The organism is Leptotrichia hongkongensis, assembly GCF_007990635.1.
In the GTDB taxonomy this organism is placed as follows: domain Bacteria; phylum Fusobacteriota; class Fusobacteriia; order Fusobacteriales; family Leptotrichiaceae; genus Leptotrichia; species Leptotrichia hongkongensis.
On record NZ_AP019846.1, the window covers coordinates 1,851,780 to 1,864,686 of the forward strand.

Consider the following 12,907-nt stretch of genomic DNA (forward strand, 5'->3'; position numbering starts at 1 on the left):
AGCTATATAATATCAAATTTAATTAAAATAACTATAATTTCTTTAGCCAGTTTTAGATTTTTACAAACAATTTAATAACTTACCTTATATAAATACAACCCTTCTGAAGCTGCCAAAATTTTTTTACCATCAACATTAGGTTTCTCCAGTCTTTTCCTGATATAATCTTTTTCTTCATTCCCAAAATAAACTGCAAGTGCTGAACCAATCATAATTCTGACCATTGTTTTCAAAAATCCGTTACCACAAATTTCCACATTTACTTGTTTTTCTCCAAATTTCTCATCATAATAACATTTCACATAAAAAATCTCTCTCTCAGGATTTCTGTAAGCCTTATCTTTTTTCATAAAACTGCTAAAATCATACTTTCCTATAAAATCATTCATTATTTCCTGAAATCTTTCCACATCTAGACTTTTTCTCAATCCAGTCACATAATTTGCCTCAAACGGTGTAATATTCTCCTCGTCCCTCATGGTATACAAATAAGTTCGACTTTTTGCATTAAATCTCGCATTAAATTTTTTATCTGCTTTCTCAATACTTAATACTTTAACTTCTCTTTTCAGACATTTATTAATTTGTCTTTTTATCGCCTCAAGTGGAATTTTGCTATCAATCACAAAATTAGAAACCTGTTCCATCGCATGAACTCCTTTATCAGTTCTCCCAGATGAAATCATATTTATCTTTTGTGAAAATGTCCTAAAAATAATTTTTTCAATTTCCCCTTGTACAGTTTTCATACCATTTTGCCTTTGAAACCCACAAAATTTACTTCCATCATACTGATAAACCATCTTTACATTTGTTTTTTCCATTTTTCTCTCTTATTTCTCCAGTTAATAGCTTATTTTAAAATATATATTTTTTACAACCTAATACTATTTTCCATTTATACTCGAACTCCTTTAAAATTGAACTAATAGAAATTATATAATTTAGGGTTTGAGTAAAATAGTCATAATTTTTGAGTTCTATTTTAAACTAGTTTTACTATATAACAATTCTATTATAATTTTAGAATAAAAAAAATTTAAGAAATATCAAAATTGCTTATTATAGTCAATTTACTCAAAATTTAGAATAAAAATATGTAAAAGTCAATAAATTCTCTATAGTATACACTAACTTTCTAATTTTTTTACTAAAATTTTTAAAATATAATTTCCATTTTTTATGGAGTTTAGCATAAATTATAAAAAAAAGAGCAATTTATGCTCTTATATCTATCTGTAATTTTAATTTTTAAATGGTGCGAAAGGTGGGACTCGAACCCACATGTCGAAGACGCTAGATCCTAAGTCTAGTGCGTATACCAATTTCGCCACTCTCGCAAAGTTATTATTAAATTTTAAAATGGTGAGCCATACTGGAATCGAACCAGTGACACCTTGATTAAAAGTCAAGTGCTCTACCGACTGAGCTAATGGCTCGTAGTTATGGGGTGACCGACGGGACTTGAACCCGCGACAACCAGTGCCACAAACTGGCGCTCTACCAACTGAACTACGGTCACCATAATATTTATAACCAAATTGTTCTTATAAATAAAATGGAGCGGGAGACGAGGGTCGAACTCGCGACATTCAGCTTGGAAGGCTGACGCTCTACCAACTGAGCTACTCCCGCAAATTTATAGATGGTCGGTGTAGTAGGATTTGAACCTACGACCCCCTGCTCCCAAGGCAGGTGCGCTACCGAGCTGCGCTATACACCGTTCCAAAGAATAATTCTTATTTCCATTCTCGGACAAGAAATATAATACCATAATTTAAAATAAATGTCAACTACTTTTTTTTAGATTTTTGATAATTTCTTTTTAGGATGTATTGTATAATCAAGTGCAATATTTAAAAATACCTTGAAAATCCTTTTTTTGATTATATTTTTATTTTTTGTTTGTGAACATTTTATGAAAAAACTCTCAATTTAATGAGAGCTTTATCTGTATTCTATTCATGATTTACTGGTTTTTCTAGCTTTCTTTCCCATTCGCTAACTTCTTCAGAGAAATAATCTAAAAATTTATCAACTTTTCTACCTTTGATATCAATATTTAATATTTTATCATCTTGCCTTATTGTCCTTAATACACTTAAATCTTCACGTGATTTTGTTCCACCTATAATTGTATGTTTTCCATTTAAGCTGCTCATTGCCTGCATTGTTATAAAAAATTGACTACTATTTGTATTTGGTCCAGAATTTGCAAAAGCAAGCATACCTTCATTATCAAAGTTTAACCAGTCAGAAATTTCATCATTTAGAAAATATCCAGCTGTTCCAGTGCCGTTTCCAAGAGGGTCTCCACCCTGCACTAGTCCATTAGGAATAACTCTATGAAAAGTTAGTCCGTTGTAAAAATTATTTTTTGCAAGAAATACAAAATTTGCAACATTTTTAGGAGCTGCTTCAGGATATAAGTATACAGAAATATTTCCTTTTGTCGTTTCTATTACTGCTTCAAGTTGAAAATCTTTCATTATTTTCTCAAATTTTTTATCTCCTATTCTTTTTTTTGCCTTATTTGATTTTGCATTTACAATATTAACCATTAAAAGCATTAAAACACTAACCAATATCACTATTTTCTTCATTATTTTACCTCTTTTTTTATTTTTTAAATTAGGCACTTAGTATAGCCTTTTTATATGCTCTATCATTTCTTCAATTTCCATTTTACCATTGAAATCAAATTCCAGAATTCTGAAATCTATGTCCTCAATTTCCAAATTATATTTTAGAAGCTCCTTTTCCTCCATAATATTATCATAAATTACAAGAACAGAAAACTGATTTCCAAATCCATCAACTAATTCTAATGTATTAATTACTCTATTTTTTTTCATATTAAGAGAATTTCTTATTGCTTCATTCGCTGTCTTTTTACTTCTGACTTCCTTATAAAGTTCAGAAATTATTGCAGGCAGCTTTATTGCAAATAATATTTTTAATTCTTCTCTTTTCCTAAATTTTACTATTGCCATTTTTAAAATCCTTATTTTTTATTTTTATAAATTTATCCTTGAATCGCTTTTGTCAATGGCGGAATAATTTGTTTCTTTCTTGAAACTACACCTTTCAAAGTTACTAAGTTACTATCAACTTTTTCTCCAAACGCTTTTTCGATAATATCATTTCCATCTCCTGAAACCAGAGCCACAGAATCATTTGATAAAATATTTGTGATTGCAAACATAAAGAATTTTAATCCTTCTTTTGCAATGATATTATCAATTTCAGCAAGTAATTTTTCTTTTCTTTCCAAAACTTCTGATTCATTTACAGTATTAACTTGTGCAACACCAATTTTTGAACCATCAATTTCAAAGATTTTCATATCCATATTTAACAGTTCTGCTTCAGATTTATCTCCAAGTGCAGTTCCAGCCTTTAACATTTCAAGACCATACTCATCCGTATTTACTCCAGCGATTTCAGACAGTTCCTTACCAGCCTTCACATCACATTCTGTGCAAGTTGGAGATTTGAACAATAATGTATCTGAAATAATCGCACTTAACATAAGTCCTGCAGTTTCCTTGCTTGGTACAAGATTATTTTCCTTAAATAATTTTAAGATAATTGTCGCAGTACATCCAACAGGCTCTAATCTTGCATATAAAGGCTCATCCACATTAAAGTTTGAAATTCTGTGATGGTCAATTAGTTCCAGAACTTTTGCTTCTTCAAATCCTTCAGCAGTTTGAGTTCTCTCATTATGATCCACCAGTATTATTTCTTTTCCAGCCACATTTTCGACTAATTCAGGCTTTTCAACTTTAAAATAATTCAAGGCATACTTGGTTTCTTCATTAATTTCTCCAAGTCTTGCAGCCTTAACATCTTTTCCCAATTTATTTTTCAGTTCCGCATAAGCAATCGCTGAACAAATTGTATCTGTATCTGGATTTTTGTGTCCAAAAACTAATATTGACATATTTTTTCCTCCTAAATTTTAATCATTTTATATTATTATAACCTATTAATCTTATTTTTGAAATAGAAAAATTCGTTTTTTTCAAAAATTCCCTAAACTTCTAATAATTGGATATCGATTTCATAATCTGCTGAAACTTTTTTGCTTAAAATATCTCTATATTCATTAATCTGTTCCTGATATTTCTCATTCGTTTCAGGCTCAAATCCAGTCTTGTAGTCATAAATATAAATTTTCTTATTTTCCTCATCAATGTTAATTCTATCAATGATACGCTTTCTTCCTTCAGAATCATAAATTTCAAATTCTGTATAAACTTTGTATTTCTCATTATAAATATCGCTGTTTTTTTCAATAAATTTTTCCATTCGGACAATTAATTCTTCTACAATCTTTTTCCCAAGCATATTTCCATATCGGCTTAAAAGTGCAGATTTTGCAATTAGTTTATCATTTTCCAGATTATTTGAAATATGTTCAAAGTAATAGTGCATTGCAAGCCCTTTTTTACGTTTAAATTCCTTTTCTAAAGTGATTGAAGATTTCTTAACAACAAATTTATCGTCATCAAAGTATGTTTTTAAGATTTTATTATTTATTTTATTTTCTTCTAATTTAGTATTTTCTTTTAAATTTTCAGAATTTGACACAATTTTTCTTTCTGTTTCAGTGATTTCTCCAATTTCAAATTCTGTGTTTTCATCGTAAACATCAATTAGTTTATTGACTAAATCATCAGAATAGCCATTTTTTGTTATGTAAGCCTCGAAGTACAGCAGCAGATTTTTTTTCGCACGTGTCAAAGCCACATAATCGGCATTTATTTCTTCCATCTTTTCCTTTTGGACATTTTTTTCAGCGATTATTCCATATTCTTTTATATTTTTCAAATTTTTAGCATATTTTGAAAATGTTATTAAAAAATTAGTTACATTTGTAAAATTTTCATCATAATCAAAATATGTTTCAAAAATTTTAAAATTATTTCCGCCAGTTTTTGCTTTTCGGTAATAGATTATCGTGTCAAATTCCAGCCCTTTGGACTTATGAATTGTCATCAGATTTATGGCATTTTCATCTGAACTGCTTATTTGTTTCAAGTTATCCTTTTCATCTTCAATATGCACAACAAATTCGTAAAGGTTGTCAAATTCCTTTAGAATATTGAAAAATTGAAAAATATTTTTTATATCGCTGTTTGTTGAATAAAAACTTGTTACATCAAAATCTTGAATAATTTTTTTTGAAAAGTTTTCTTTTACATATTTATCATTCAAATTAATTGAAAGTTTGTAAAGTTCCTTTATTTTTTCCAAAATTTCAGAAAACGAAAGTCCATTTCTTTCCATAAAATCAATATTTTTATATTCCAGAAAATTTTCTTTTTTTTCAAAATTTTCCAAGTTTTCTACAAAATATTCAAAACTGTTTTTACTTTTCAAATTTTTACTAGGCAACTTAATATTTTTTGTAATATATTTTTCAATTAATTCCTTATTTTCTACCAAATATTTTACATGGTCATTTAGGCAGCCAATTAAATCACTTCGCATAAATTCCAATAAATAAACAAAATTATGATAAACAAAAAATTTTATCAGCTTGTACAGCGGTTTAACAGCCCTGTAATCCAGAATCGAAGAGTTGCTTTCAAGCGTAAATGGAATTTTTTCCTCATTCAGCCTTGTTGTTATTTCCGAAAGTTCTTTATTTCCACGGCAAATTATACAGCTTTTCCCAAAATTCTGAATCTTGCCTTCCTTCAAGTTTCGTATCATTTCTTCATATGCTTTTTCAGGCTTTTCTTCCTCATCGCCATATCTAGATTTTCTTTCTTGAAAATAATATCCAAAATATCCTCTCTGATAGTCCTTGTCATCACGATACAACGAATTCGTATATTTCCAGTTTTCATTATAATTAGTAAAAATTTTATTCACATTTTCGATAATCTGCTTGTAGCTTCGATAGGATTTTTCCAGATTCTGAACATTTCCGCCAATTAAATTTTCCAAATTTTCAAAAAGTTCCTTTTCTCCACCACGCCAATTATAAATACTCTGTTTTTCATCGCCAACACAAATAATATTTTTGGCACTTGAAAGCAATAACTCTAAAATTTTCCACTGCAAAATACTCGTATCCTGAAACTCATCAATCATAATTGTATCAATCTGCCCACCGATAAGTTCCAGAAAATCCTCCGTAACTGTGCTGCTGTTGTTATTATCAGTCTTCACAAATCCTAGTTCCTTGTCAAAAATAAACTTATATGTATACGTGGAAATATCCGTGTGAGTAAATCTTTTTGTATTTAATTTCATTTGTTCTGCAATATCGAATATAATTTTTGCCAATTCCTTTATTTTCTTGTCAGTTGGCAATACTTCCTCATTAAAAATATAGTTCGAAATTTTTCCCCGTAAAATTTCCTGTTCTTCAGCCATTTCATCCAGTAAGTCTTTGGCGTCTTTTCCGCCAGTTTTCTTTCCGTTCCAAATATTACCTTTAGCAAAAATATCATCAGATTTCTCTAATATTAACTCAATTTTTTTATTTTGAACACTAAATGTATCAAAACTATCTTGATTCAATTCCTCAAACTTTTTGAAAACATCAGTAAATTTCACACTTAATATTTCAGTAGTAGTTTTTCCTTTTATCTCAGCAATCTTTTTCACATTTTCAAAAATATTTTCAAAATTCTCTACAAAACTTCTACTTGATTTATTATTTCTTAAAATTAAATTCGCTTCCTTGTAGTTATCACCAGCCAGCAAAAATTTCTCCTGCATGTCCAATAGCGATTTTACAATTTTCACATAAGTTGAAATATTTTTTCTGTCTTTTTCCTCATTCAATATAAACTTAAATTTTTCAAAATAATAGCTGTTTTCGATTATTTTTATCAAAATATCATTGTAAAACTCATCTTCTTCCTTGTCAATTGTTTCGTAGTTGTAAATACCAAAATATGGAGCAATAGTATTTTTAAAAATTCTGTTTGTAAATCCGTCAATTGTGTAAATCCTGATTTCATCCTTATTTTTTATCATTTCAAAATATACATTTTGTAAATTTTCCTTCAAGATTTCGCTGTCAGAAAATCCATAAAGTTCTTTTAGACTTTCTTCCAATCCTATCCAGTCATATTTTTCAAACGCAATCTGATACAGAAAGTCGTAAATCCGCTCCTTAATTTCCGCAGTAGCCTTTTTTGTAAAAGTCATCACAACAATATTTTTATAATTTACGCCTTTTATTAAGTTTGCAATGTATTCCAACGATAGTCTATAAGTTTTTCCAGTTCCTGCACTTGCCTTCAAAATAATCTTATTTTGTTTATTATCATTTACGTTATTTATTTTCATCATTTAATTCGTCCTCCCTTCTGCATACATCCTTAAAAGTTTGATAAGTGTAATTTTGAACATCTTTTACATCGCCAATATCATAGCAGTCAGTTTCATAATATTTTTTTACAACTTCCCGAATATTCTTTTCACTCAGAAATTCCTCTTCCTTTTCTCTTGTATCCCCAATTATATCACCGTTCCAAACATCTACCACAAATCTCTCTATTTCCTGCCCATTTTTTTCAGGCAGCATAACAGAATAATAATCCAGCTGTTTAAAAGCATTTACGACTTTTTCTTTCTTTTCCTCCCCTTTTTTATTTTTCAAAATACCAGATTTATAGTCATACAAAATCTCCTTGTTTTTCAATTTTATGTGTAAATCAATCATTCCATTTATAAAAATATTTTCATAAATTTCCTTTTCAGATTTCAGTTTTATTCTTTCTTCCGAATAAATTTCGATTTCTTCTTCATTTTCTAATGTTTTCATCACTTTTTGCAATATTTTTTCAACAGATTTTACAATTTCCTCAAACGAAACTTTTTTATAAAATTCTAGATATTCTTTCGGAATTTTGTATTCAAACGAATTTAGAATACTTTTCAATGTTTTCCTAATTTCCTCGTTATTTATAACAAATTTCCCCTTCTCAAGCACCTCCTTGTTTTCCATCACAATTTTCTCATAAAGCCCGTGAATAATATTTCCAAACATCAGATTGTCAACTTTGTCCTCAATTTTTTCAACTTCTGTATTTCCAATCATTTTTTTCAAATAATATCCATACTCAAAGTTCTGCATCTCCTCAAACGAATAATACCCCAAACTCACTTTTTCAGCCTTAATTCTATCCAAGTCCTTTTTCAGCTTCGATGGAATAAATTTTCCAATTTGTCTTGATTCCCAAGACTTTTCCACATTTTCCAAAAAGTATTTCTTAATGAAATTCAGTTCATCATTTTCATCTATTTTATTTTTTTGTGCCTCTATTGCGTATTTCAGCTTAATTTCCTCAACAGCTCCAGCAGAATCTATATTTTCATCTAGATTTTTTACATAGGACAAATATACATTTTTTGCTCCTAAAATATTTTGATAGAATTTAAAAATCTCAATTTGCTTTTCATCATCACTTACTGGAAGTCCCATTTTTGCACGTTGAATTTTTGTAAATAAATAATTGTTTATATTTATTTTGGGAAATGTATCCTGAATATTAAGAAATATCAGATTTTCCTTTTGTGTTTCTGAAATTGCTGAAAATGAATTAATTGAATATCTTGAAATATTTTCACTGTCCTGCTCATCGGTTTCCTCAAGGTTCAGGCTGATTGCCTTTTTATCCAAATATTTCAAAAACAATTTCAATAAACTTGCCGAAATCCCATTTTCATTAAAAAATCCTTTCCAGAGATTATCAAATGAAAAGTCTTCCAGCACTACCATTTCCGATAATGCCTCAAAATATTTATCTCTTACATTCTTATCCACTTCTCCGCTTCTCTCAAAAATCTTTTCAAGATAGTTTTCATATTCCCCAAGCGTCTGATATTCAAAAATTTTTTCAATTTCATCAATAAAATTAATTATTCCAGCAGCTTCAACATCTTTTGGATTTCTATAAAATTTCCCATTTTGATTTTCTAGAATTCTAAAAATTTCATTTTTTGACATATATCTATAATCTTGTTCCACAATTTCTATAAAAAAATCATACGACTTTTTTAAGCCAAAAATTCTCAGAAAATCGTCAGATTTAAATCCAGAATACAAATCTTTCATTCTAATTCTTAAATCATGCCCAAAATTTTTTTCATCTTTTTTTTCAATATTTTCAAATTTCTCATTATTTTCCAATTTTTTTCAACAATTTTTACATTTTCCAAAATATTACAAATTAATTCTAATATTTTATAAATTTTTGTTTTCTTCATTGTAAGTTCCAAATTTGAAGAAATCTTTTCCTGCCTTAAAAGCTGATAATCTTTTTTTCCATCTTCTCCATTATCCTGCAAATCATAAATTTTATAATTTACTCTATTTTCGATTTTTTCTTCATTTTCACTCTCATCCAGTTTTTTTACAATCCCTAAAACCTGTGAAAATTTATTTTCATACTGAAAAATCTTAATATTTGTCCCAAATTTTTCCAAAAACTCATTTTTCTCAGGCAATGAAAAACTGTCCTTTATTTTCAACTTTTCCTCATTAAAATCATTTTCAGAAAGCTGCAAAATATTTTCTACAGCAATTCCTCTATTTTCAATTTCTCCAATTAACTCCTTTTCAAATGGAGTAATTTTAACTTTATTTACAAAGCAAATTTTAGAAAATTTATTCAAAAAATTGTTTGAAATATTTTCCACATTTCTAAGCATATATGGCAAAATAAGCCCTTTCTGCTGCACAACTTTTTTCATCTCATTATCAATCTCAACCAAAGTTCTAAAAGTTTCAACTTGCCATTTCTCCAGCTCAATTTTTTCCAAATCAATCTTGTATTCCTGCAATTCTGCAAATAAATTGTAATAATTATAGGCAACATCAATAATATCATAATAATTATTTACCTTCATATCCTTTTTCAGCTTCTCGGTTAAAGCATTGTAAAACAGCACAACCTGTTTTTCTTCTTTTACCACAATTTTATCGGTAACAAATACATTCTCATAAAAATCATAACTATTCATCATCTTAAAATTCTGAAAAATTCCCAATTTCTGCTGCATTTCCTCATCCTGCAAAAATTCCCTTTTTATTTCAAAAAACGAAGCCGAATTTTCAAATACAAAAAGCGTGTCTTCATTCTTTTCAAACTCTTTAAACAATATATTCTTTAAATCAGAACCAATTCCTTTATAACTAATTTTCATAATATTCTTTCTCTCCTTGAACTACAAATTTTTCTTATTTTTAAATTTAATTTCGTTAATCAAACAAGTAAATTTATTTGATAATATATTTTAATTTTTTTGTTTAATACTAAATCCTATTTAAATAACGAACTTATTTACAAACTCTTCTAACAAAGTGTATAAACAAAACTAGTTTAAAACAGAACTCAAAAATTATGACTATTTTACTCAAACCCTAAATTATATAATTTCTATCAGTTCAATTTTAAACGGGTTCGAGTATATTTTCAAATAATTAAAATCTCAAAAAATTCTATAATAAAAATTTATTTCTATTTTTAAACAGAGTTTACTATTAATCAAAAAAACTAAAACTAAAATTAGAAAAAATCACAGCCAATATTTTCAACTGTGATTTTTATATTTTTATAAAAAATCCAAAAAATTTACTTTTTAAAATTATCTCACAATTTGGAATAAGATTGCAACAACTAGAAATAATGTTGCGACTATTTCAGTAAATTTTTCAATTCCTTCTTTTTCTTCATCCAAGATGTTAGCAGAACTTTTTGCTAAACCTTGACTTCTGTCTGGCTGTAGTAAAATTACGCTTATCATGATGATTGATAAAATTACTAGAGCTATAATTAATAAATTTTCTAACACGTTATTAGTTCCTCCTATAATTTACAAAACAAGAGAATAAGCAATTAATTTTTTTCAAAATAATTATTTAGCTGCTGCATCTCCGGCTTTTATTATTACAGCGAATTTTTCAGGAATTAAACTTGCTCCTCCTACTAATCCGCCGTCAATGTCTGTTTGAGCGATTAAGTCAGCTGCATTTGCATCGTTCATTGATCCACCATATTGAACTGTTACGTTTTCTGCAACTTCTTTTCCATATAAATCAGTTAATAATCCTCTGATGAATGCGTGAACTTCTTGAGCTTGTTCTGGAGTAGCAGTTTTACCTGTCCCAATTGCCCATACTGGTTCGTAAGCAAGTACAACGTTTGCCATTTCAGCAGCTGTTACATCTTTTAATCCACCAGTAATTTGAGTTTTTACAACATCGTTAGTAGTTCCAGCTTCTCTTTCTTCCAATTTTTCTCCAATACATAAGATTGGTTTTAAATCGTGAGCCAATGCTGATTTTACTTTTTCATTGATGATTTCATCAGTTTCATGGTAATATTCTCTTCTTTCAGAATGTCCTAAAATTACATATTCTACACCTAAATCTTTTAACATCAATGGTGAAACTTCTCCAGTATATGCTCCGCTTTCTTTAGCGTTCATATTTTCAGCAGCAATTTTAATATTGCTTCCTGCAGTTTCTCTAGTTGCTGTTTCTAATGCAGTAAATGGTGCTCCTATTACAATCCCTGCATTTTTTACGTCTGCTACTAAAGGTTTTAATTCATTGAAGAATTGTGCAGCCTCTTTTGCAGTTTTGTTCATTTTCCAGTTTCCAGCTACTATTACTTTTCTCATAGTTTCTCCTCCATTATTTATTTAATATTTTACATTTTCTTTTATTTTATCACATATTGCTTTTTTTATCAATGCCAATACATTGTTTTTTTCTATATCTCTATGCTGGAACTATCTTAAATCCTAAATTTGAAATTAAGTAACTTTATTATACAATTGAAATTTTTCTTGAAATAATTAATTAAAAATGATAATATATACAAAATATTTTATATTCAAATTATTATAAATACAATATACAAAAATATAGAATAGAAGGTACCCTATGAAAATAGAAGATTTGTCGCTTTTTTTAGCCAATGTATCACTCTTTAAAGGATTAAATTCTCAAGAAATTTCAGATTGCCTAAGAAAAGTTGACTTTAAAATAAAAGATTATAAAAAAAACGAAATAGTTTTTTTTCGTGGAGATATTTTAAAACAAGTGATTATTATTATAAATGGAACAACACATGGAGAAATGCAAAAATTTAATGGAGATACAATTGTTATAAATCAAATGAAATCTGGCGAAGTTCTGGCTTCTGCATTCTTGTTTGGAAATGATAATATCTTTCCAGTTGATTTGGTAACATTGGAAAATTCTAAATTTCTTTTATTTGACAAAGAAAAATATTTAAATTTAATACAATCAGATAAAAGGCTGTTACTTAACTTTATAAATGAAATTTCCAATAAAAGTCAGCTGTTATCCAAACGTATATGGTTCAACTTCACACACAAGACTATTGAAGAAAAAATTCTTAGTTACATAAATGAAAATGCAAAAAACAATAAAATAAAATTTTTACCAAGTATCTCAGCACTAGCAAAAAAATTTCAAGTAACAAGACCTGCTTTGTCAAGAGAAATTTCAAACTTATGCAAAAAGAAGATTTTAACAAAAATAGAAAATAATATTTACTCAATAAATTTTTCTAATTTTTCCAAAAAGAATGTTTGACATTTTTTCACATAACAGTTATAATATTGAAGAAATAACATTACAATAAAATTGTAATAAATTCAAATATCTAATATAATACATTAAAATAAAAATTAGATTTCTGATCTATACGCCACTAACAACGAATTTTTGGGCTTTACTCTTTTTTAATGGGGTTATCCCTTTATAAATAGTCTCAGTAAAATCACGACTGCTTTATGTTTTGTACGGATTCTGTACTATTTATAAATATGACTACCACCTGTAACATTTTACAGGCAACCAAAAATTAAGTTAGAACGGTAGATCGGATTTTTTTATAAA

10 protein-coding genes, 5 tRNA genes and 1 other RNA gene are annotated in these 12,907 nt (G+C 28.1%); 2 read left to right on the plus strand and 14 right to left on the minus strand.

All coding sequences use genetic code 11. The annotated features are described in order from the left end of the window. Window positions 1-71: 71 nt before the first annotated feature. The 14 genes from truA to tpiA form a co-directional block, all read right to left on the minus strand. The gene (gene truA / locus FVE75_RS08890; protein ID WP_147006132.1) at window positions 72-824 is read right to left on the minus strand and encodes a tRNA pseudouridine(38-40) synthase TruA; all 753 of its coding nucleotides are present in this window, start codon (window positions 822-824) and stop codon (window positions 72-74) included. A gap of 432 nt (window positions 825-1,256) precedes the next feature. Further along, window positions 1,257-1,340 (minus strand) — tRNA-Leu (locus FVE75_RS08895). 23 nt (window positions 1,341-1,363) lie between these two features. Then, window positions 1,364-1,439, minus strand: a tRNA-Lys gene (locus FVE75_RS08900). Between the two features lie 7 nt (window positions 1,440-1,446). Continuing rightward, window positions 1,447-1,522 (minus strand) — tRNA-His (locus tag FVE75_RS08905). A gap of 37 nt (window positions 1,523-1,559) precedes the next feature. After that, window positions 1,560-1,635, minus strand: a tRNA-Gly gene (locus FVE75_RS08910). 11 nt (window positions 1,636-1,646) lie between these two features. Beyond that, a tRNA-Pro gene (locus FVE75_RS08915) sits at window positions 1,647-1,723 on the minus strand. Window positions 1,724-1,958: 235 nt separating this feature from the next. Then, window positions 1,959-2,603, minus strand: a complete 645-nt coding sequence (locus FVE75_RS08920) for a peptidylprolyl isomerase (protein ID WP_147006133.1) — start codon at window positions 2,601-2,603, stop codon at window positions 1,959-1,961. 36 nt (window positions 2,604-2,639) lie between these two features. Beyond that, a complete protein-coding gene (locus tag FVE75_RS08925; protein ID WP_147006134.1) occupies window positions 2,640-2,993 on the minus strand; it encodes a hypothetical protein in 354 nt (117 codons plus the stop codon). A 32-nt stretch (window positions 2,994-3,025) separates the two neighbouring features. Then, window positions 3,026-3,946, minus strand: coding sequence for a manganese-dependent inorganic pyrophosphatase (locus tag FVE75_RS08930; RefSeq protein WP_147006135.1), 921 nt, complete (start codon window positions 3,944-3,946; stop codon window positions 3,026-3,028). Window positions 3,947-4,038: 92 nt separating this feature from the next. Next, window positions 4,039-7,320 carry a UvrD-helicase domain-containing protein gene (locus FVE75_RS08935; protein ID WP_232052524.1) on the minus strand — a complete coding sequence of 1,094 codons (3,282 nt, stop codon included), beginning with the start codon at window positions 7,318-7,320 and terminating at the stop codon, window positions 4,039-4,041. Then, window positions 7,304-9,163, minus strand: coding sequence for a PD-(D/E)XK nuclease family protein (locus FVE75_RS11580; RefSeq protein ID WP_232052525.1), 1,860 nt, complete (start codon window positions 9,161-9,163; stop codon window positions 7,304-7,306). The genes FVE75_RS08935 and FVE75_RS11580 overlap by 17 nt, the downstream gene beginning before the upstream one ends. Beyond that, on the minus strand, window positions 9,097-10,179 hold the full coding sequence (locus FVE75_RS11585) for a hypothetical protein (protein ID WP_232052526.1): 1,083 nt from the start codon (window positions 10,177-10,179) through the stop codon (window positions 9,097-9,099). The genes FVE75_RS11580 and FVE75_RS11585 overlap by 67 nt, the downstream gene beginning before the upstream one ends. Window positions 10,180-10,620: 441 nt before the next feature. After that, a complete protein-coding gene (secG, locus tag FVE75_RS08945; RefSeq protein ID WP_006804864.1) occupies window positions 10,621-10,827 on the minus strand; it encodes a preprotein translocase subunit SecG in 207 nt (68 codons plus the stop codon). A gap of 63 nt (window positions 10,828-10,890) precedes the next feature. After that, entirely contained in the window at window positions 10,891-11,658 is a 768-nt protein-coding gene (tpiA, locus tag FVE75_RS08950; RefSeq protein ID WP_147006136.1) for a triose-phosphate isomerase, read from the minus strand. A gap of 265 nt (window positions 11,659-11,923) precedes the next feature. Here tpiA and FVE75_RS08955 point away from each other — a divergent pair, with 265 nt between their 5' ends. Both FVE75_RS08955 and ssrS read left to right on the plus strand, forming a co-directional pair. After that, window positions 11,924-12,601 carry a Crp/Fnr family transcriptional regulator gene (locus FVE75_RS08955; protein ID WP_147006137.1) on the plus strand — a complete coding sequence of 226 codons (678 nt, stop codon included), beginning with the start codon at window positions 11,924-11,926 and terminating at the stop codon, window positions 12,599-12,601. Window positions 12,602-12,698: 97 nt separating this feature from the next. After that, a non-coding RNA gene (gene ssrS, locus FVE75_RS08960) (6S RNA) lies at window positions 12,699-12,901 on the plus strand. Window positions 12,902-12,907: the final 6 nt, after the last annotated feature.

What these genes read in the sequence shown, in the direction of transcription:
- truA (WP_147006132.1), bottom strand. Translation starts at nt 824, where the DNA reads ATGGAAAAAACAAATGTAAAGATGGTTTATCAGTATGATGGAAGTAAA.
- FVE75_RS08920 (WP_147006133.1), bottom strand. Translation starts at nt 2,603, where the DNA reads ATGAAGAAAATAGTGATATTGGTTAGTGTTTTAATGCTTTTAATGGTT.
- FVE75_RS08925 (WP_147006134.1), bottom strand. Translation starts at nt 2,993, where the DNA reads ATGGCAATAGTAAAATTTAGGAAAAGAGAAGAATTAAAAATATTATTT.
- FVE75_RS08930 (WP_147006135.1), bottom strand. Translation starts at nt 3,946, where the DNA reads ATGTCAATATTAGTTTTTGGACACAAAAATCCAGATACAGATACAATT.
- FVE75_RS08935 (WP_232052524.1), bottom strand. Translation starts at nt 7,320, where the DNA reads ATGATGAAAATAAATAACGTAAATGATAATAAACAAAATAAGATTATT.
- FVE75_RS11585 (WP_232052526.1), bottom strand. Translation starts at nt 10,179, where the DNA reads ATGAAAATTAGTTATAAAGGAATTGGTTCTGATTTAAAGAATATATTG.
- tpiA (WP_147006136.1), bottom strand. Translation starts at nt 11,658, where the DNA reads ATGAGAAAAGTAATAGTAGCTGGAAACTGGAAAATGAACAAAACTGCA.
- FVE75_RS08955 (WP_147006137.1), top strand. Translation starts at nt 11,924, where the DNA reads ATGAAAATAGAAGATTTGTCGCTTTTTTTAGCCAATGTATCACTCTTT.